General features: G+C 59.4%; 21 protein-coding genes. 11 read left to right on the top strand and 10 right to left on the bottom strand.

The window, feature by feature from the left end:
- From phrB to AC3WTM_RS26560, 4 genes are all read right to left on the bottom strand, one after another.
- Positions 1-1,443 (bottom strand): deoxyribodipyrimidine photo-lyase, encoded by a 1,443-nt coding sequence (gene phrB / locus AC3WTM_RS26575; protein WP_102671750.1) that lies wholly within the window; start codon positions 1,441-1,443, stop codon positions 1-3.
- Positions 1,444-1,464: 21 nt separating this feature from the next.
- Positions 1,465-2,406 carry a MerR family transcriptional regulator gene (locus AC3WTM_RS26570; protein ID WP_102671710.1) on the bottom strand — a complete coding sequence of 314 codons (942 nt, stop codon included), beginning with the start codon at positions 2,404-2,406 and terminating at the stop codon, positions 1,465-1,467.
- On the bottom strand, positions 2,406-3,365 hold the full coding sequence (locus tag AC3WTM_RS26565; protein WP_102671709.1) for a 2-thiouracil desulfurase family protein: 960 nt from the start codon (positions 3,363-3,365) through the stop codon (positions 2,406-2,408). The genes AC3WTM_RS26570 and AC3WTM_RS26565 overlap by 1 nt, the downstream gene beginning before the upstream one ends.
- 153 nt (positions 3,366-3,518) lie before the next feature.
- Positions 3,519-4,505, bottom strand: a complete 987-nt coding sequence (locus AC3WTM_RS26560; protein WP_102671708.1) for an NAD(P)/FAD-dependent oxidoreductase — start codon at positions 4,503-4,505, stop codon at positions 3,519-3,521.
- A gap of 196 nt (positions 4,506-4,701) precedes the next feature.
- On the opposite strand from AC3WTM_RS26560, the gene AC3WTM_RS26555 reads away from it, so the two are divergent.
- Together AC3WTM_RS26555 and hemH are read left to right on the top strand one after the other, a co-directional pair.
- Positions 4,702-5,604 carry a TIGR01777 family oxidoreductase gene (locus AC3WTM_RS26555; protein WP_102671707.1) on the top strand — a complete coding sequence of 301 codons (903 nt, stop codon included), beginning with the start codon at positions 4,702-4,704 and terminating at the stop codon, positions 5,602-5,604.
- Between the two features lie 13 nt (positions 5,605-5,617).
- The gene (hemH, locus tag AC3WTM_RS26550) at positions 5,618-6,640 is read left to right on the top strand and encodes a ferrochelatase (RefSeq protein WP_102671706.1); all 1,023 of its coding nucleotides are present in this window, start codon (positions 5,618-5,620) and stop codon (positions 6,638-6,640) included.
- 103 nt (positions 6,641-6,743) lie between these two features.
- Here hemH and AC3WTM_RS26545 read toward each other — a convergent pair whose 3' ends face one another.
- Together AC3WTM_RS26545 and upp are read right to left on the bottom strand one after the other, a co-directional pair.
- The gene (locus AC3WTM_RS26545; protein WP_057713328.1) at positions 6,744-8,018 is read right to left on the bottom strand and encodes a uracil-xanthine permease family protein; all 1,275 of its coding nucleotides are present in this window, start codon (positions 8,016-8,018) and stop codon (positions 6,744-6,746) included.
- Between the two features lie 2 nt (positions 8,019-8,020).
- Positions 8,021-8,659: a uracil phosphoribosyltransferase gene (upp, locus tag AC3WTM_RS26540; protein WP_102671705.1), complete on the bottom strand. Its 639-nt coding sequence runs from the start codon at positions 8,657-8,659 to the stop codon at positions 8,021-8,023.
- A gap of 166 nt (positions 8,660-8,825) precedes the next feature.
- Here upp and AC3WTM_RS26535 point away from each other — a divergent pair, with 166 nt between their 5' ends.
- The 4 genes from AC3WTM_RS26535 (at position 8,826) to AC3WTM_RS26520 (ending at position 10,809) form a co-directional block, all read left to right on the top strand.
- On the top strand, positions 8,826-9,383 hold the full coding sequence (locus tag AC3WTM_RS26535) for a hypoxanthine-guanine phosphoribosyltransferase (RefSeq protein WP_007973854.1): 558 nt from the start codon (positions 8,826-8,828) through the stop codon (positions 9,381-9,383).
- 3 nt (positions 9,384-9,386) lie between these two features.
- Positions 9,387-9,860 carry a WbuC family cupin fold metalloprotein gene (locus tag AC3WTM_RS26530; protein ID WP_102671704.1) on the top strand — a complete coding sequence of 158 codons (474 nt, stop codon included), beginning with the start codon at positions 9,387-9,389 and terminating at the stop codon, positions 9,858-9,860.
- Between the two features lie 112 nt (positions 9,861-9,972).
- Positions 9,973-10,458 carry a hypothetical protein gene (locus AC3WTM_RS26525; RefSeq protein ID WP_102671703.1) on the top strand — a complete coding sequence of 162 codons (486 nt, stop codon included), beginning with the start codon at positions 9,973-9,975 and terminating at the stop codon, positions 10,456-10,458.
- Between the two features lie 63 nt (positions 10,459-10,521).
- Positions 10,522-10,809 carry a PA4642 family protein gene (locus AC3WTM_RS26520; protein WP_102671702.1) on the top strand — a complete coding sequence of 96 codons (288 nt, stop codon included), beginning with the start codon at positions 10,522-10,524 and terminating at the stop codon, positions 10,807-10,809.
- Between the two features lie 66 nt (positions 10,810-10,875).
- Here the strand turns inward: AC3WTM_RS26520 and mqo are convergent, their stop codons facing one another.
- Positions 10,876-12,384, bottom strand: coding sequence for a malate dehydrogenase (quinone) (gene mqo / locus AC3WTM_RS26515; RefSeq protein ID WP_102671701.1), 1,509 nt, complete (start codon positions 12,382-12,384; stop codon positions 10,876-10,878).
- Between the two features lie 739 nt (positions 12,385-13,123).
- Entirely contained in the window at positions 13,124-13,363 is a 240-nt protein-coding gene (locus tag AC3WTM_RS26510) for a hypothetical protein (protein ID WP_102671700.1), read from the bottom strand.
- A 204-nt stretch (positions 13,364-13,567) separates the two neighbouring features.
- Between AC3WTM_RS26510 and AC3WTM_RS26505 the strand changes: the two genes are divergently transcribed.
- Entirely contained in the window at positions 13,568-14,152 is a 585-nt protein-coding gene (locus tag AC3WTM_RS26505; protein ID WP_057713333.1) for a YajG family lipoprotein, read from the top strand.
- Positions 14,153-14,271: 119 nt separating this feature from the next.
- Here the strand turns inward: AC3WTM_RS26505 and AC3WTM_RS26500 are convergent, their stop codons facing one another.
- Complete coding sequence (locus AC3WTM_RS26500) at positions 14,272-14,478, bottom strand: hypothetical protein (RefSeq protein WP_033052291.1); 207 nt, start codon at positions 14,476-14,478, stop codon at positions 14,272-14,274.
- Positions 14,479-14,669: 191 nt separating this feature from the next.
- On the opposite strand from AC3WTM_RS26500, the gene AC3WTM_RS26495 reads away from it, so the two are divergent.
- Positions 14,670-14,948: a hypothetical protein gene (locus tag AC3WTM_RS26495; protein WP_102671699.1), complete on the top strand. Its 279-nt coding sequence runs from the start codon at positions 14,670-14,672 to the stop codon at positions 14,946-14,948.
- Between the two features lie 68 nt (positions 14,949-15,016).
- Here AC3WTM_RS26495 and AC3WTM_RS26490 read toward each other — a convergent pair whose 3' ends face one another.
- Positions 15,017-16,183 carry a 1-acyl-sn-glycerol-3-phosphate acyltransferase gene (locus AC3WTM_RS26490; protein WP_102671698.1) on the bottom strand — a complete coding sequence of 389 codons (1,167 nt, stop codon included), beginning with the start codon at positions 16,181-16,183 and terminating at the stop codon, positions 15,017-15,019.
- 139 nt (positions 16,184-16,322) lie between these two features.
- On the opposite strand from AC3WTM_RS26490, the gene AC3WTM_RS26485 reads away from it, so the two are divergent.
- From AC3WTM_RS26485 to AC3WTM_RS26475, 3 genes are read left to right on the top strand one after another with little or no spacing between them, the layout of a single operon-like run.
- Positions 16,323-16,505, top strand: a complete 183-nt coding sequence (locus AC3WTM_RS26485) for a CPXCG motif-containing cysteine-rich protein (RefSeq protein ID WP_102671697.1) — start codon at positions 16,323-16,325, stop codon at positions 16,503-16,505.
- 9 nt (positions 16,506-16,514) lie between these two features.
- A complete protein-coding gene (locus tag AC3WTM_RS26480) occupies positions 16,515-16,775 on the top strand; it encodes a putative signal transducing protein (protein WP_057713336.1) in 261 nt (86 codons plus the stop codon).
- Positions 16,776-16,810: 35 nt separating this feature from the next.
- The gene (locus tag AC3WTM_RS26475) at positions 16,811-17,434 is read left to right on the top strand and encodes an SOS response-associated peptidase (RefSeq protein WP_102671696.1); all 624 of its coding nucleotides are present in this window, start codon (positions 16,811-16,813) and stop codon (positions 17,432-17,434) included.
- Positions 17,435-17,554 lie beyond the last annotated feature (120 nt).

The raw sequence follows: 17,554 nt of genomic DNA, 5'->3' as shown, positions 1-17,554 counted from the left end.
TCATGACACAACGGCGGCGTATTGCCGCGAGGGCAGATTTTTGAATGCCGTCAACGCACGCTTACGGGAAGTACCCAGCTCGACGATCGGGGAGGGGTAATCCACAACACCGAAAAGGCCGCCGAGATTGGCGGGGTTGTGCACGTCTTTTTTATTCAGCCCGACCAGTTCTGGCAACCACTGCTTGATGAACACGCCTTCGGGGTCGAATTTTTCAGACTGGCTCAACGGGTTGAAAATCCGGAAGTAAGGCGCCGAGTCGGTGCCGGTGGAGGAACTCCACTGCCAGCCACCATTGTTCGCCGCCAGGTCGCCATCAATCAGGTGACGCATGAAAAAGCGTTCGCCTTCGCGCCAGTCGATCAGCAGGTTTTTGGTCAGGAACATCGCCACCACCATACGCAGGCGGTTGTGCATCCAACCGGTTGCCAGCAGTTGGCGCATGGCGGCGTCGATGATCGGCAAGCCGGTGCGTGCCTGTTGCCAGGCAGCTAGTTCTTCGGGGGCGTTGCGCCAGGCCAGCGCTTCGGTTTCCGGACGAAACGCGCGGTGCCGGGAAACCCGTGGGTAGCCTACCAGGATGTGTTTGTAGAACTCGCGCCATAGCAGTTCGTTGATCCAGGTGACGGCGCCGATCTTGCCGCTTTCGAATTCACCTTGATTGCTGTTCAAGGCGGCGTGCAGGCATTGGCGCGCAGAAATCACCCCGGCGGCAAGGTAGGCCGAGAGCTGACTGGTGCCGGGCTTCGCCGGGAAATCCCGTTCGCTTTGATAGTGCTCGATCTGCACATCGCTAAAGCTGTCTAGGCGACGCCGGGCTTCGGCTTCGCCCGCCGGCCACAGGTTGCGCAGGTTATCAGCGGGTGTTGCGAAGCCGTCGACATTCAAGGGGATCGCATCGCTGGCAATGTTCAGCGGCGCTTGTTGGTGCGGCGCGCGTACCAGGCTGGGCAGCGAGTGGTGCAGTCGTTCGTAGCAGACTTTGCGGAACTGGCTGAAGACCTGAAAGTAAGTGCCGGTGCGGGTCAGTACGCTCCCGGGCTTGAACAGCAATTGATCGAGGTAGCGGTGAACTTCGATCCCTTCAGTCTGTAGCGTCCGGGCGACCGCTGCATCGCGACGTGACTCGTGGATGCCGTATTCCTCGTTGAGGTGCAACGCATCGACCTGCAACTGTCGGCACAGGTTCAGCAATACGCTGGGTGCGTCATCCCAGTGAGGGGCCTGGCGGATCAGCAGGGGAATGTTCAGTTGACCGAGTTCGCGGCTCAACTCGCGCAGGTTACGCAGCCAGAAGTCCACTTTGCAGGGCGCATCGTCGTGTTCCAGCCATTGCTCCGGACTCAGCAGGTACACCGCCACGCAGGGGCCGCGAGCCGCGGCGGCCGAGAGGGCGGTGTTGTCATGTTGGCGCAAGTCGCTGCGCAGCCAGATCAATTGCATTTTGGTATCCACGGGATTCATTTAAATCAGTCCTCGCTGAACGAGTACCTGATGTGCCAACAACGGATCTTCGGCCAGGTACAAATCAGCGATCTCGGCAGTATTTGCGGACAACTCGGCGTGGTGGATGCATACCGTTGGTCCGGCAATCATTTTTGGGCAACTGACGCCTTTGAAAAGTTTCGGCAGCTGCGCCGGATTCAGGGCTTTGCTTGAGTACAGCACAATCCCTCGGGGTTGCAGAAGTTCGACCGCCAATGCCAATTCTCCGACAGGCAGCGGCCAGTCGAAGACCTCCACCGGGCAATCCGAGCTGCTGATCAGCCAGGCCGTAAGCCACAGGTGCGGTTCCACGGGCAGGTCCGAGTGGTTGACCAGCAGCAGCGGCGCGGTGCGCAACTGACGATTGTTATGGTAGATGCGCGCACCGAACTTGCTGCGCAGCCAGGCACAAAAAAATCCCCGCTCCATCTGCGCCCCGAACTGGCCTTGCCAGCGTTGCTCCAGCGCGGCCAGCAAGGGCATCAGCAATTGCTCGCACAGGGTTCGCGGCGGATACAGCGCCATCGCTTGATTGACGCTGTCATCCAGGGCGCGTTCCTGCAATCGGCTGACTGCCTGCAGCAACGTTTGCAGCAAGGTGTGCCAATCGTTGTCGACGGACTCGCTGAAGGCTTGCGGCGTGTCGAGCAATGGTTTGACCTGGCTGACGGCAACGCCACGGTTGAGCCAGGTGAGGATGGTCTGGATGCGTTGTACGTGGTCGGCCGAGAACAATCGATGGCCCTTGGGCGTGCGTAGCGGCACGATCAGACCGTAGCGCCGCTCCCAGGCACGCAAGGTCACGGCATTGACTCCGGTTTGCCGCGCTACTTCACGGATCGGCAGCCAGCCTTCGTCCAGCGCCTTTTTAAAGTCATCGCCGAGGTCTTCGCGGGCGCTGGTGTCGAGTGCTTTTTTCATCAAATGGCGTTTCGCAGGCTGAGGTTTTCCGGGTGCGGTTGCAGGTAAACCTGCTGTGCGATGTACGGATCGGGGTGTTGGCGAAAGTGATGCTTGAGCAGTGTCAGCGGCACCACCAGCGGCACGATGCCCAGACGGTACTGGCCGATCACATGCTGCACTTCCCGCTTGTCTTCGCCGCTGATGGCTTGTTTCAGGTAGCCACTGAGGTGTTGCAGGACGTTGGTGTGAGTGCTGCGTGTGGCGCATTTTTTCAGCGCCGCCATCAGTTCGCTGAAATATCGGGGACCCAGTTCCTGCGGATCGCTATTGCCCATGTTGCCCAGCAGGTTGCCCAGGGTTTTGTATTGCACCGGGTTGTGGGCCATCAGCAGGTATTTGTAGCGCGAATGAAAGTCCGTGAGACTGCGCCGGGTCAATCCTTCTTGGCGTAGCTGCTGCCAGGCGCTGTAGGCGAACACCCGGGTGAGGAAGTTTTCCCGTAGCACCGGATCGTTGAGCCGGCCGTCTTCCTCCACCGGCAAGTCCGGATGCCGCAGGCAGAAAGCCCGAGCGTAGATCCCGCGCCCGCCACTGTCCGCCCGTGCGCCGTTGGCGTGGTAGACCTTGACCCGCTCCAAGCCACAGGACGGAGAGTTTTGCATGAAAATGTAGCCGCAAATTTCCCCCAGCTGCGCTGCCATTTCCTGGCCGTAGGTGGTCAGCGGTTGTGTCACGTTAAGGGTGTGATCGAGGGTGCCCACGGCTTCGGGTTGAACTGCACTGCCCACCAGCCGAATCGGTTGGCGGGGAACACCCAGGCCGATGGCCACTTCCGGGCAGACCGGGATGAAATCGAAGTAGTCAGTGAGGGTGCGGCTGCACAACCGCGATTCCTTGTGTCCGCCGTTGTAGCGAACGTCGAGCCCCATCAGGCAGGCACTGATGGCGATTTTCGGTTTGGCGGGGGATTGGAACATCGGAGCACCTCGAATCTGAACCTGTACAAACATTCGGGTCTGTACAAGATAACTTCATCATAGATTCAAAGTTGTACAAGTCAAATTTTTTGTATAGGTTTTTGGCGGGCTGCTGTCAGGGCGACAGCAGCGATTTGCTCGGATTGATGCTCTTTACTGCAGGTGCTCATGCAAGCGGCGGGCGGCCTCCTGACCGCTGAGCCAGGCCCCTTCGACGCGTCCGGACAGGCACCAGTCGCCACAGGCGTACAGCCCCAGGTCAGCATCGGCCAAGGTGCCCCATTCGTGAGTGCTGGCGGGGCGGGCGTAGAGCCAGCGGTGGGCGAGGCTGAAGCTCGGCGCGGGCATTGAATCGTGCAGCAGTTCGGCAAATGCGCCGTGCAACTGTTCGATCACCGCTTCCTTGGACAGGTCGATATGCTGGCGACTCCAGGCGCTGGTGGCATGCAAGACCCAGGTGTCGAGGGAGTTGTCGCGTCCGGGTTTGCTGCGGTTTCGGGCCAGCCAGTCGAGGGGGCTGTCCTGTACGAAGCAGCCTTCCATGGGCGTTTCCAGCGGCGTTTCGAAGGCCAGGGCGATAGCCCAGGTCGGGTCCATTTTCACCCCGGCGGCGGCCCCGGCGAGTTTCGGCGCCGATGCCAGCAGCGCCGTGGCCTGTGGGGCCGGCGTAGCGATGACCACGTGGCTGAACGGTCCGTGTGTGAAGCCTTCGGCATCCTGCAGGTGCCAGTGTTCTTCACCGCGATAGACCTCAGTGATCCGGCAGGCGAAATGCACTTCGAGGTCACCGAGCAGGGCGCGGGTGATGGCGCTCATGTGAGGCGTGCCGACCCAGCGGGTCTGCTCGTCCGGCGACAGGTTGAGTTGGCCACCATGGTAGGTGTACAGCTGCGGCGTCCACTCGGCGACCCAGCCCTTGGCCTGCCAGCGTTGGACTTCCGTGACAAAGCGGCGGTCGCGGGCGGTGAAGTATTGCGTGCCCATGTCCAGAGCACCCGCATCACTGCGCTTGCTCGACATGCGCCCGCCACTGCCGCGGCTTTTATCGAATAGTTGAACCACGTGCCCGAAGTCCGTCAGGGCCTGGGCGGCGGAGAGTCCGGCAATGCCGGTGCCGATGATTGCGATAGGTACAGTCATAGGGGCCTCGTTTACCTTTCTGTACAGACTACGCCGGGGTTCAAACCTGTACAATATTGTTTTTTAGTATAACTTTTAGCGTTCTCGATCTGACAGCTTGGCCTATTGTTAAACATAGAGCCTGCTTGATGCCAAAGATCCCTGTTTATAAAAATAGACTAATGGACAAGGTAAAACGCCACGCGAGGAAGAAGTCATGCACATATTGCTGACCGGCGGTACTGGTTTGATAGGACGTCAGCTTTGCCGGCACTGGGCGGGTCAGGGATATCGCCTGACGGTCTGGAGTCGCCAACCTGAAAATGTCGCGAAAATATGTGGTGCCCAAGTGCGTGGAATTGCACGGCTGGAGGATCTGGGGCAAGAACCTGTCGATGCGATTATCAATCTTGCCGGGGCACCGATTGCCGACCGACTCTGGACGCACAAACGCAAAGCCCTGTTGTGGAGTAGCCGCATCACGCTGACTGAAACCCTTCTGGCCTGGCTTGAAGGGCGCGTACAGAAACCGCAGGTGCTGATCTCCGGTTCAGCAATCGGATGGTATGGCGATGGTGGCGAACGTGAGTTGACCGAAGAGTCGCCACCGGTCATCGATGATTTTGCCAGTCAGTTATGCATCGCCTGGGAAGAGACCGCACAGCGAGCTGAGGTGCTGGGTATTCGCGTCATCCTTATTCGAACCGGGTTGGTGCTGTCGGCAGAGGGCGGCTTTTTGTCGCGGCTGTTACTGCCGTTCAAACTGGGCCTGGGAGGGCCGATAGGCAGCGGCCGGCAGTGGATGCCGTGGATTCATATCGACGATCAAATCGCTCTGATTGATTTTCTTCTGCATCGCAACGAGGCCAGCGGTCCCTATAATGCGTGCGCGCCCGAACCCGTGCGTAATCGCGAGTTTGCCAAAACACTGGGTAGCGTGCTGCATCGCCCGGCTTTCATGCCGATACCGACCCTTGTCTTGAAAGCAGGTCTGGGCGAATTGTCTTCGTTGTTGCTGGGGGGGCAGCGCGCCACTCCAGTGCGTTTGTTGCAGGCTGGTTTCACTTTTAAGTTCACGGATTTGCGCGCGGCTTTGGACGATCTGTCCAGTCGCCTTTGAAATAGGACGTTGCATGACCGATCACGCGTTGCTTCTGGTCAACCTGGGTTCACCTGCCTCCACCTCGGTGGCGGATGTGCGCAGTTACCTCAATCAATTTCTGATGGACCCGTACGTGATCGACCTGCCATGGCCGGTTCGACGGCTGCTGGTATCGCTGATCCTGATCAAGCGTCCCGAGCAGTCGGCCCATGCTTATGCCTCGATCTGGTGGGACGAGGGCTCGCCACTGGTGGTGCTCAGCCGTCGCCTGCAACAAGCGATGACCAGTCAGTGGCAACACGGCCCGGTCGAACTGGCGATGCGTTATGGTGAGCCATCGATCGAATCGACGCTGGTGCGGCTGGTCGCGGCGGGACACAAGCGAATCACCCTGGCGCCGCTTTATCCACAGTTTGCCGACAGCACCACGACTACGGTCATAGAAGAGGCCAAACGCGTGGTACGCGAGAAAAACCTCGACGTGCAGTTGTCGGTGCTCCAGCCGTTCTACGACCAACCGGAATACCTCGATGCGCTGGTGGCCACGACCCGGCCGCATTTGCAGCAGGATTTCGATCACTTGCTGATGAGCTTTCATGGCTTGCCGGAACGGCATCTGAAGAAGCTCAACCCCGGTCACAGTTTCGAGGGGGGCGGTGATTGCTGCGCCGGGGCGCCGCCGGAGGTGGTCGCCACTTGTTATCGCGGCCAGTGCCTGCGTACAGCGGCAGAGTTTGCCAAGCGCATGGGTTTGCCGGAAGGCAAGTGGTCGGTGTCGTTTCAGTCGCGTCTGGGGCGCGCCAAATGGATCGAACCCTACACCGAAGCGCGCCTCGATGAGTTGGCCAAAAGCGGCGTGAAAAAGATTCTGGTGATGTGCCCGGCGTTCGTAGCCGATTGCATCGAGACCCTGGAAGAGATCGGTGATCGCGGCAAGGAACAATTCCGCGCAGCGGGGGGAGAGGACCTGGTGCTGGTGCCGTGCCTCAACGATGATCCGCACTGGGCGCGGGCGTTGAGTGTGTTGTGCGAGCGAGCGCCTCTGGCGCTTTAAAAGCTTCGCGAGCAAGCTCGCTCCCACAGGGAAATGCATTCCAAATTGTGGGAGCGAGCTTGCTCGCGATAGCTGTCTGGCAGACTACAAATATCTCAAGCTGTCAGATCAGCGGCTCATTCGCCTTCTTGTGCTTCCAGCTGTCATTGCCCGGCAGGATCAGGTTCAAGCCGATCGCCACCACCGCGCACAGCGCGATACCCTTGAGGCCGAAGTCGTCCGGCCCGGTACCGGTGCCGATCAACACGCCGCCGATCCCGAACACCAGGGTCACCGAAACAATCACCAGATTGCGCGCCTCGCCCAGATCGATCTTGTGGCGGATCAGCGTATTCATCCCCACCGCCGCAATCGAACCGAACAGCAGGCACAGAATCCCGCCCATCACCGGCACCGGAATGCTTTGCAGCAGTGCGCCGAATTTACCGATGAACGCCAGGCTGATGGCGAAGATAGCCGCCCAGGTCATGATTTTCGGGTTGTAGTTCTTGGTCAGCATGACCGCGCCGGTCACTTCGGCGTAGGTGGTGTTGGGCGGGCCGCCGAACAAGCCGGCTGCCGTAGTGGCGATGCCGTCGCCGAGCAGGGTGCGGTGCAGGCCGGGCTTCTTCAGGTAATCGCGACCGGTCACGCTACCCACGGCAATCACGCCGCCGATGTGTTCGATGGCCGGGGCCAGGGCCACCGGAACGATGAACAGAATCGCCTGCCAGTTGAATTCCGGTGCGGTGAAGTGCGGGATGGCGAACCACGGTGCCGCCGCAATCTTTGCGGTGTCGACCACACCGAAGTAGAACGCCATGCCAAAACCCACCAGCACGCCGGAGATGATTGGCACCAGGCGAAAGATACCCTTGCCGAAAACCGCGACGATCAGTGTGGTCAGCAGTGCGGGCATCGAAATCATCATTGCCGTCTGGTAATGAATCAACTCACTGCCGTCGCCGGCCTTGCCCATGGCCATGTTGGCGGCAATCGGCGCCATGGCCAGGCCGATCGAAATGATCACCGGCCCGATCACCACCGGTGGCAGCAGGCGGTCGATGAAACCGGTGCCTTTGATCTTCACCGCGAGGCCGAGGAAGGTGTAGACGAAACCTGCCGCCATCACGCCGCCCATGGTCGCGGCCAGGCCGAATTGGCCCTTGGCGAGAATGATCGGGGTGATGAACGCAAAACTCGATGCCAGGAACACCGGCACCTGACGCCCGGTGACGATCTGGAACAGGATCGTCCCCAGGCCGGCCGTGAACAGCGCTACGTTCGGGTCGAGACCAGTAATCAGCGGCATCAACACCAGGGCGCCGAAGGCCACGAACAGCATCTGTGCACCCGACAGCACCGTGCGCCAGAGCGGATCGTTGAACTCTTGCTGCATGGTCACGCGTCCTTCTGCTTGGTGCCGAAGATCTTGTCACCGGCATCGCCCAGCCCTGGGATGATGTAGCCATGTTCGTTCAATTTTTGATCAATGGAAGCGGTGTAGATGATCACGTCCGGGTGAGCTTTCTCGACCACAGCGATGCCTTCTGGCGCGGCGACCAGCACCATGGCGCGGATGTCCTTGCAGCCGGCTTTTTTCAGCAGGTCGATGGTGGCAACCATCGAGCCACCGGTGGCGAGCATCGGGTCGATGATCATCGCCAGGCGTTCGTCGATTTCCGGTACCAGTTTTTCCAGGTAGGTGTGGGCTTCGAGGGTTTCTTCGTTGCGGGCCACGCCGACGGCGCTGACCTTGGCGCCCGGGATCAGGCTGAGCACCCCCTCAAGCATGCCTATGCCGGCGCGCAGGATCGGGACGACGGTAATCTTCTTGCCGGCGATTTTCTCGACCGACACTGTGCCGCACCAGCCTTCGATATCGTAGGATTCCAGCGGCAGGTCTTTGGTGGCTTCATAGGTCAGCAGCGCGCCGACTTCCTGAGCGAGCTCACGGAAATTCTTGGTGCTGATGTCTGCGCGGCGCATAAGGCCAAGTTTATGACGGATCAGCGGGTGGCGGATCTCATGGATGGGCATGGGGAAAGGCTCCGGCGGCGGGCAAAAAAACCGGCCTAGATTAATCTATCCGAGGGTGTTGTCCTATAGACATACAGTACGTTAGTCCACAAACGCTTGATCTGGCCTCGCTTGATGCGTACCTTTGCCCGCTTTTCCTGATTCCGCCACCCCTTTGGAGAGCGCCATGTCTGCTGATCTCGAGCATATCCGTCAAATCATGCGAGAGGCTGACTGCCTGTACACCGAAGCTGAAGTCGAGGCGGCCATCGCCCGCGTCGGTGCACAAATCAACGATCAACTGGCGGATTCCAACCCAGTGGTGTTCTGCGTGATGAACGGCGGACTGATTTTCTCCGGCAAGCTGCTGACCTATCTGCACTTCCCGCTGGAAGCGTCCTACCTGCACGCCACCCGCTATCGCAACGAAACCAGCGGCGGCGATCTGTTCTGGAAAGCCAAGCCGGAAGTTTCTTTCATCGACCGTGACGTACTGATCATCGACGACATCCTCGACGAAGGTCACACCCTGGGCGCGATCATCGACTTCTGCAAGCACGCCGGTGCCCGCAAAGTGCACACCGCTGTACTGATCGACAAAGACCACGACCGCAAGGCCCGCCCGGACCTCAAGGCCGATTTCGTCGGTTTGCCGTGCGTTGACCGCTACATCTTCGGTTATGGCATGGACTACAAAGGTTACTGGCGTAACGCCAACGGGATTTTCGCCGTTAAAGGAATGTAAGACATGGATACGCCTCGCTTTCTGGATCAGACCTTGTTCGCCGAACTGGCCGGGAAAGCCGCGGCCAATCCTCGTGGGCGCCAGCACCACAATTTCCATCAGATGGAAGACGCCTGTCATCGCATGGCGGTGGGGCTGCAGCCGTCCACGTATATCCCGCCTCATCGGCATTTGGGTGACAACAAGGCCGAAACCCTGTTGGTCCTCAAGGGGCGGCTGGGTGTGTTGATCTTTGATGAGGCCGGTGTGGTGTTGAGCAAGACAGTGCTGCAGGCCGGTGGGGACTGTGTTGGCGTGGACCTGCCAACCGGTGTGTTCCACGGTTTGGTGGTGCTGGAGGCCGACAGCCTGATGTTCGAATGCAAGGCCGGTCCTTACCGCCCGGTCGGTGAGGGTGAGCTGGCGCATTGGGCGCCGCGCGAAGGCGAGCCGGGTGTTGCCGAATATCAGGCCTGGATGCGCGCTCAGTTCGACTGATGCGCTTTTTGTAGGAGCGAGCTTGCTCGCGATGGTTGGTCAGGTACATTGGCGTGCTCTGACACACCATCGCGAGCAAGCTCGCTCCTACACCCGCCCTCCGGAGCCTGTCATGAGCCTTTTGATCCGCAGTTGCGCCGCCCTGTTGTTGACCCTCAGCCTGCCTCTGGCCGCCGCGCCGGCGCCCATGCACGCACAGTTCCTGCCTCCCGATGACTTGACCCTGCGTGATAGCGATCCCGAGCAGCAGCAACTGATGCAGGTCACCGATTATTCGGTGGTGGTCGGCGCTCAGCGTCAATCCAATCAACAGCCGATTCCGGTCACTTCGTCGCTGATGATTCGGCTCAAGGGCAAATCCCTGAACAAAGGCGCCACCATCAGTCAGGTGCTGGTCAACTTCGATGGTGAAAGCAAAAGCCTGAAGAAGCCGGTCTACGACGATAAGAGCAAAACCCTGACCCTCTATTACCCGCTCGCTCAATACCGGGTGGTGATCGACTTGTTGCGCAACGACACGGTGTATTGCCAGTTTCTCAGCTACGGCAATGGTCATGTCTGGGCCGATCTGCACACCGGCAGCACTCGTCCGCGTTGAGCCTTTAGCCCGCGCAGGGGTAAACTGCCCGCCCCGTGAAATGTCTGCGAGCTGGAGTCGGCAATGCGTAAAGATAAAAAACAAGTGATTGGTGACGAGATCGGCGATGAGCAGATCAAGTTGTTCCTCGATTTCGAGCCGGTCGACGCGACTTCTCCGTCCCTGCACAAACTGGTCAAGGCCTACCGTGGCCTGCGCATCGACGATTTTGAGCGTTTCCTGACGTTCTTCGTCGAAGCGGGTTACGACGTGAATGGCAAGGATGAGCACGGCAATGACTTTGTCGCCCTGATCAAGGATCAGCGCAACGCGCAGGACTACATTGAGCTGATCGAAAAAGTTCGCGGCTGAGTAAATTTCAGCCATAAAAAAACGCCCCGCTCTCAGTGAGAACGGGGCGTTTTTTGTAAGGCCGAATCAAGCGTAGCTTTCGGTCTCGCTGCTGGCTTCAACCAGTTCCAGGGCAACGTTGTTCTGCGTGTTGATCTTGCGATACAGCGCAGCGTCGGTTTCCAGGACCTTTTCGCGGGCCGGGAAAATTTCGGCCAGTTTGGTGGCCCATTCGCCCTTGGCTTTGCTCGGGAAGCATTTTTCGATCAGCTCAAGCATGATCGAAACGGTCACCGAGGCACCTGGCGAAGCGCCGAGCAGTGCTGCCAGGGAACCGTCCTTGGCCGCGACCAGTTCGGTACCGAATTGCAGGATGCCGCCTTTTTTCGGGTCTTTCTTGATGATCTGCACCCGTTGACCGGCCACTTCCAGGCGCCAGTCTTCAGCTTTCGCCTCAGGGTAGAAGCGACGCAGGGACTCCAGGCGCTGCTCCATCGACTGCATCACTTCGCTGACCAGGTACTTGGTCAGGTCCATGTTGTTTTTTGCCACGGACAGCATCGGCCCGATGTTGCCGGCGCGAACCGACATCGGCAGGTCCATGAAGGAGCCGTGCTTGAGGAACTTGGTGGTGAAGCCGGCGTACGGTCCGAACAGCAGGGATTTTTTGCCTTCAACGACGCGGGTGTCCAGGTGCGGAACGGACATTGGCGGGGAACCCACGGCAGCCTGGCTGTAGACCTTGGCCTGGTGGTGCTTGACCACTTCCGGGTTGTCGCAACGCAGCCATTGGCCGCTGATCGGGAAGCCGCCGAAGCCTTTGCTCTCTTCGATGCCCGAGGCCTGCAGCAGCGGCAATGCCGCACCGCCCGCGCCGAGGAAAACGAACTTGGCGTCGACTTCGCGGGTGTTGCCGTTATTGACGTCCTTGATGCTGACAGTCCAGCCGCCGTTGTTGCGCTTGAGGCCGGTCACGCGCTTGCAGTACTTGACCTGGGCATCGGGTGCGCTGGTCAGGTGCTTGAGCAACTGGTTGGTCAGGGCGCCGAAGTTGACGTCGGTGCCATTGATCACGCGGGTCGCGGCGAGGGTTTCACCAGGATCGCGACCAGGCATCATCAGCGGCATCCACTCGGCCATTTTGGCCTTGTCTTCGGTGTACTCCATGTCGGCGAAGGCGTGGTGCTTGCTCAGCACCTTGAAGCGTTCCTTGAGGAAGGACACGCCGCTGTCGCCCTGTACGAAACTCAGGTGTGGCACCGGGCTGATAAACGATTTGCACGAGCCGAACGTGCCTTTTTTGGTCAGATACGACCAGAATTGCTTCGACACCTCGAACTGGGTGTTGATGTGCACGGCTTTCTTGATGTCGACGGCGCCATCGGCGGCCTGCGGCGTGTAGTTGAGCTCACACAGCCCGGCGTGACCGGTACCGGCGTTGTTCCACGGGTTGGAACTCTCCGCGGCACCGGAATCCATCAGCTCGACGACTTCCAGCTTGATCGCGGGGTCGAGCTCTTTGAGCAGTACTGCAAGGGTGGCACTCATGATGCCGGCCCCAACCAGTACTACGTCGACTGCTTCGTTATGCGCCATTTAACGCGTCTCCAAAATCTGCAGCACCAAATTGTCGGCATGGCTGCCAGGCGTTCCGGGGCGTGTCAGTGTTGCCCCAGGTACCCATGGCAGGATCGCCATGTCCGAATCTTCGCAATTTATCGCAACTTCGACGGACGCTACCTGCCAGGCCTAATGAGCCATATGAACTCATTTCAGCGCGCGGGAGGCAATTCGACTTATGGTCGATACATCCGTTTGTGCAACCAAATCCGTAGCGGACAGGCTTCAGGCTCCGGTGTTCGAGGAATACTCGGTCCTGTGTCGTTGGGCTGTTGTAGACGCTAATGGTGCATGTTCAGACGCAAAACTATTCATTTGCTCGCCACACTCTTGTGAAGTTGTGAAAACCCGTTTTTTTCACGCTCTTTTGAAGACGTGAACCTCAAAAAGGGCTGTCCCAGCCTGGCACCGTGCCCGGATGGATTGCCGCCATGGGATACAGGGCAGGCAAAACGGGCAAACAGCTCAGTGACCGAGCGTAATGACAGCTCTGCAGATTCGCGAAAAGTGGAGGTTTTGCTCAACAAAACAGCAAGCGCGCCAGCTTCACTCGATCTGTGTGGGCGGCTCTCTGTGGGCGGTGCGGGGGTGTCAATACAAGCGCATTGACGATGCTGCGAGGCCCGATCAGGAGACGTCCTTATAATCGGGGGGAGATTGTATCTAAGAAACGCAGGGAAATGGTCGTGTTTAATGACTTTTATTAGGTGTTTGGTCAGGTCGTTATCATTTGCTGTGCACGCGAGCGTGGCTGGTGCTGCTGCGAAACGACGCGGGCCCCTGCAGGCAGCGGCTGATTCAGCCAGTTCAAGCGGATCTCTTCGATTTCAACCCAGCCATCGCCCATGGGCTGGAGGCTGCACTGTTTGAAGGCCTGGCAACGGCCGTTGCGGTCGAGCAGGGCGAAGCAGCGATGCAGTGGGCGTGGCGCGAACAGAGAGATCAGATGGCGCATGGCGATATACCGTTTGGGTGTCTGCCGAGAAGATTGCCTGCAGGCCATTACGTGCAAGTGTATGGGGGGTGACATCTGCATGACAGGAACCGCGTTGCCAAGGGCTTGTCAGAGATTTCATCAAACACTGTGAGGTGCTGGTTACCCGCAGTGGCGCACCGCTATACTGCCGGCCTGTTTGTGCCTGATTCTGGAGAGAAGAGCATGTTGCAACGCCTGTTGTTCGGTTTGATCACTGTGACCAGTTTGACCCTGGTTGGCTGCGCCCACAGCCCGCAACAACTGAGCCCGGAACCCAAGCTGACGGCTCAACTGGCGCCCGTCGGCCACGGTCAGCCTGTTGTGGTGCGTGTGGTGGATGGACGTCCGTCGCCAACCCTCGGCACCCGTGGTGGCCTGTACCCGGAGACCAGCGCGATTACCGTACAAGGCGCGCAGATCCTGCCGAAACTGCAGGCTCAGGCCGAAGCTGCCGTGCGTCTGTTGGGTTTCACCCCGACCGCCAATGCGGCGAACGCACCGCAAATCACTGTGACCCTGGCCGAGCTGAAGTATCAGTCGCCTAAAGAAGGCATGTACGTGACCGAAGCGACCATCGGCGCGACCTTCCGCTCGGATGTGCAGAACGCCAACCGTCGCTACAGCGGCCGTTATGGTGCTTCCCTGGACCAGCGCTTCGGTATGGCGCCAAACCAGGAAACCAACACCAAGCTGGTCAGCGATGTGCTCAGTGATGCGTTGACCCGCCTGTTCAAAGACCCGACTGTGGGGCAGGTTCTCGGCGAGTAATGCGAGCCCACTGTAGGAGCGAGCCTGCTCGCGATGGTCGTTAACGATTACGCGGGAAATCCGATTCCCCGCGGCACCCTAAAGTCCATCGCGAGCAAGCTCGCTCCTACAGACCGGTATCACGCGGCTTGCGAGTAAAAATCCAGAACGCTCACGCCCGTCAGCAAATCCGCCTCCGGCAAGTCCGCATGCTGGTGGCCACCGAGTGCGCAATACACCAGCCAGTGGCGGTCCTGAACGTTGAAGGCGAGGCTGCCGACGAGGGCTTGTTGTTCTTCGCTGGGGGTGATGAGGTAAAGACGATCCTGGTTTTCGGCGTGGAGCATGACGTGGTCCCTGTCGGTTTCAAGGTGCGCATGTTCGCCGATACAGATGACGAAGCCGTGACTCAGGACAGCTATTGATCCAAAAGCTCCGTTGTTTGTCGGAAACAGAGGGCAGGCGCGCAGGCTTTCGGTAGAATCCGCGCCGCGGTCGCCGGTCCGGCACCTGCCACCTGTGTTACTTGAGGTTTGTGATGTCGCTGCACTTGATGACGCTGTTTACCGCCCATCCCGCCAAATTGATCAATCTGCTGGCCTTGTTCTTTGCCTTCCCGGGCGGCTGGTTGTTGCACGCCACCCGTCGTCGCGAACTGCGCGCGATGGCCAGTTTGCAGGCGCAGCGCCAGAGCAGCCCCAACGTAGAGCCCACGCTGGACTGGGCGACGTTGCGCAAGAACCGGTTTTTCTACATCTTCGGCTTTGCCTGCATGGGGATGGCACTGCTGGTGTCGTGGATAAGCACGCAGGTCTGAGGCTGAAGTAAACCCTGTGGCGAGGGGGCAAGCCCCTCGCCACAAAAGCGCCGTCAGGCCGATACCGCTTACAGCGGCAACCCTGCCTTGACCCGGTACTGATTGCGCACCGGCGTCGCATATTGCAGCACCAGGAATGGACGATGCTCTTCAGGGCAGGCGTCCAGGCGGCGTTGCCATTCTTCCTGGGCCTTGGCCAGTTCCTCGGCCGGGAACACTTCGGCGGCTTTTGGCACCTGCAACTGCGGATCGGTGTCCTTCCACTGCGCGTAAGCCAGGTAGTGCACAGGGAACAAGCGGTATCCGCTGAGGATTTGCCGGTCCATCTCGACCGCCAATTGCTTGGTGTCTTCGAACAGTTCGGTGATCGGCGCGGCAAAGTTCACATGCACCCGGCCCTTGTAGCCGGTGATGCCCTTGGCGATGCTCACGTCATCCTCACCTGGCACCTTGGTGTAGCTGCCGGTGGTGGCGCGGATGTAAAGCTCGCGGGCCTTGGCCTGATCGCAGGGGTCGTACTCGTAGCTGATCGACACCGGGGTCAGGTTCAGCGATTTAATGACTTCGCCGAACGGCTCGTCCTTGCGGCTCATGTGGAACATCTTGAGGATTGCCGATTCGGTACGGTCGTCACCGTCCTTGGCTCGTCCTTCGGCCTGGGCGATCCAGATCGAGGCGCAATCGTTGCGGATCGAATGATTGATGTACGCCGACAACAGCTGATAAGCCGCCATTTTTTCCCGACGTCCGCTGATCGAGCGGTGCACGATGAAGCTCTTGTTCAGGCGCATCAGGTCGCTGACGAAAGGCTTTTGCAGCAGGTTATCGCCAATGGCGATGCGTGGCGTCGGCAGGCCGGCGTGGTACACGGCATAGTTGACGAAGGCCGGGTCCATCACGATGTCGCGGTGGTTGGCGATGAACAGATAGGCACTGCCGGACTTGAATTGCTCCACTCCTGTATAGGTGACACCGTCGGTGGCACGCTCAATGGTGTGGTCGACGTAAACCTCGACTTTATCCTGCAGCGTGGCCACTGAGGTAATGCCGGCAAACTCACGGCGCAGCCGATGGGCTATAAGTGGTTTGAGTGCCCAGCCTAAAGCGCCGGCGAAACGCGGGAAGCGGAAGTGGGTGAGGATATCTAGAAACGCCTTGTCGCCGAGCAGCCGGTCCAGCACCGCTGGGACTTCGCTGTCGTCGTAAGGTCGGATGGCATCGAATTCGCCCATCATGCTCTCTTGTTAGAAACGGCTAGGGTAAGTAAAGGTTTTGATCGAAAACCGGCGGGGCACGGTCTGAAAAAGTAGCCAGACAAAAATAGCCCTGCAAATAGACCGGCGATTATACGCACAAGTCACTTGGGAGACCGCGATGCTGGAAACTGCGCTGTATGAATGTCCGTATTGTGGTGAGGAAGTCGAGACGACGCTGGATTTGTCCGGTGGCGATCAGACCTATATTGAGGACTGCCAGGTGTGCTGTCGGCCAATAACCTTCGTGTTGCAGGTTCATGAAGAGGAATGGCATCTCGAAGTGTTCAGCGAAAACGAGTGAGGAGCGTGTATGCAGCGCATCTACGACCCGGAAAACCTGATGGAAGGCGAGTTGCTGCAAGGCATGCTCGCCAGCGAGGGCATCGAGGCGCATCTGGTGGGACGCGATCTGGTGGGAGCCACCGGTGAGTTGCCGATTTTCGGTTTGCTGGGTTTGGCAGTGGATAACGACCAGGCCGAATACGCCCGCGAGTTGATCACCGCGTACAATGCCGCGCTGCCGCTGTCCGGCGATGAACCGGACAGCTTCCCCGGCACGCTGGTCTGTTAGGCTGGCGTTCGTTTGATCAAGAGTCGTGTTGCCCCATGTGTGGACGTTATGCCCTGTTTCGCTGGAACCCCGCCTTCGCGGCGCTGCCCGGTTTTCCCGCCGACCAGCAGGCGCAGTGGAACATTTCCCCCAATGATTCGGTGTTGATGCTACGGGCCGAGCCAGACGGCCAGCGCACGCTGGCCCGCGCCCGCTGGGGCCTGACGCCACCCTGGCTGACCGATCTGTCCCGCACCCCGGCCCACGCCCGCGCCGAAACCGTTGCCGAGCAGCCAATGTTTCGCCAAGCCTTGCGCGAGCGCCGCTGCCTGTTGCCGGCCAATGGTTTCTACGAATGGCGCGGCACGACGCGCAAGCGCCCGTATTGGCTGACACCAGGGGAGGGCTCGTCATTATTTTTTGCTGCGATCTGGGAGGCGTATCCGGTACAGGAGCAGGTGTGGCTGAGCACGGCGGTCATTACCCAGCCAGCCGCCAGTCAGCGCCGACCGTTGATTCTCGATGAGGCGGGGCAGGCGGCATGGCTGGATCCGGACACGCCGCTACATGCCTTGCAAGCCTTGCTGGCCAGTGAACCCGCCGCGTTGCGTGAGCGGGTGTTGGCGAACATGGTGAATGATCCGAAGCTCAATGGGCCGGAGTGTCTGACGCCGGGTTGAGTTTTTTGGTGTTAGTGCTGGCCCCATCGCGAGCAAGCTCGCTCCCACAGGTAGCCAAGCATGCCTGTAACCGTTCTGGTACTGGTTGAAACCATCAATGAGTACCTGCCCATCCTCGAA

This window comes from Pseudomonas sp. EU05-FHT14B02 (assembly GCF_058791055.1).
The sequence above is the reverse complement of the archived record's forward strand: the minus strand, read 5'-3'. Positions and strand labels throughout refer to the sequence as shown.

Coding starts and splice junctions, on each gene's coding strand:
- AC3WTM_RS26520 (WP_102671702.1), top strand. CDS start 10,522: ATGCGTAAAGATAAAAAACAAGTGATTGGTGACGAGATCGGCGATGAG.
- AC3WTM_RS26535 (WP_007973854.1), top strand. CDS start 8,826: ATGTCTGCTGATCTCGAGCATATCCGTCAAATCATGCGAGAGGCTGAC.
- AC3WTM_RS26530 (WP_102671704.1), top strand. CDS start 9,387: ATGGATACGCCTCGCTTTCTGGATCAGACCTTGTTCGCCGAACTGGCC.
- hemH (WP_102671706.1), top strand. CDS start 5,618: ATGACCGATCACGCGTTGCTTCTGGTCAACCTGGGTTCACCTGCCTCC.
- AC3WTM_RS26505 (WP_057713333.1), top strand. CDS start 13,568: ATGTTGCAACGCCTGTTGTTCGGTTTGATCACTGTGACCAGTTTGACC.
- AC3WTM_RS26555 (WP_102671707.1), top strand. CDS start 4,702: ATGCACATATTGCTGACCGGCGGTACTGGTTTGATAGGACGTCAGCTT.
- mqo (WP_102671701.1), bottom strand. CDS start 12,384: ATGGCGCATAACGAAGCAGTCGACGTAGTACTGGTTGGGGCCGGCATC.
- AC3WTM_RS26565 (WP_102671709.1), bottom strand. CDS start 3,365: ATGTTCCAATCCCCCGCCAAACCGAAAATCGCCATCAGTGCCTGCCTG.
- phrB (WP_102671750.1), bottom strand. CDS start 1,443: ATGCAATTGATCTGGCTGCGCAGCGACTTGCGCCAACATGACAACACC.
- upp (WP_102671705.1), bottom strand. CDS start 8,659: ATGCCCATCCATGAGATCCGCCACCCGCTGATCCGTCATAAACTTGGC.
- AC3WTM_RS26525 (WP_102671703.1), top strand. CDS start 9,973: ATGAGCCTTTTGATCCGCAGTTGCGCCGCCCTGTTGTTGACCCTCAGC.
- AC3WTM_RS26510 (WP_102671700.1), bottom strand. CDS start 13,363: ATGCGCCATCTGATCTCTCTGTTCGCGCCACGCCCACTGCATCGCTGC.
- AC3WTM_RS26545 (WP_057713328.1), bottom strand. CDS start 8,018: ATGCAGCAAGAGTTCAACGATCCGCTCTGGCGCACGGTGCTGTCGGGT.
- AC3WTM_RS26500 (WP_033052291.1), bottom strand. CDS start 14,478: ATGCTCCACGCCGAAAACCAGGATCGTCTTTACCTCATCACCCCCAGC.
- AC3WTM_RS26495 (WP_102671699.1), top strand. CDS start 14,670: ATGTCGCTGCACTTGATGACGCTGTTTACCGCCCATCCCGCCAAATTG.
- AC3WTM_RS26475 (WP_102671696.1), top strand. CDS start 16,811: ATGTGTGGACGTTATGCCCTGTTTCGCTGGAACCCCGCCTTCGCGGCG.
- AC3WTM_RS26485 (WP_102671697.1), top strand. CDS start 16,323: ATGCTGGAAACTGCGCTGTATGAATGTCCGTATTGTGGTGAGGAAGTC.
- AC3WTM_RS26560 (WP_102671708.1), bottom strand. CDS start 4,505: ATGACTGTACCTATCGCAATCATCGGCACCGGCATTGCCGGACTCTCC.
- AC3WTM_RS26480 (WP_057713336.1), top strand. CDS start 16,515: ATGCAGCGCATCTACGACCCGGAAAACCTGATGGAAGGCGAGTTGCTG.
- AC3WTM_RS26570 (WP_102671710.1), bottom strand. CDS start 2,406: ATGAAAAAAGCACTCGACACCAGCGCCCGCGAAGACCTCGGCGATGAC.
- AC3WTM_RS26490 (WP_102671698.1), bottom strand. CDS start 16,183: ATGATGGGCGAATTCGATGCCATCCGACCTTACGACGACAGCGAAGTC.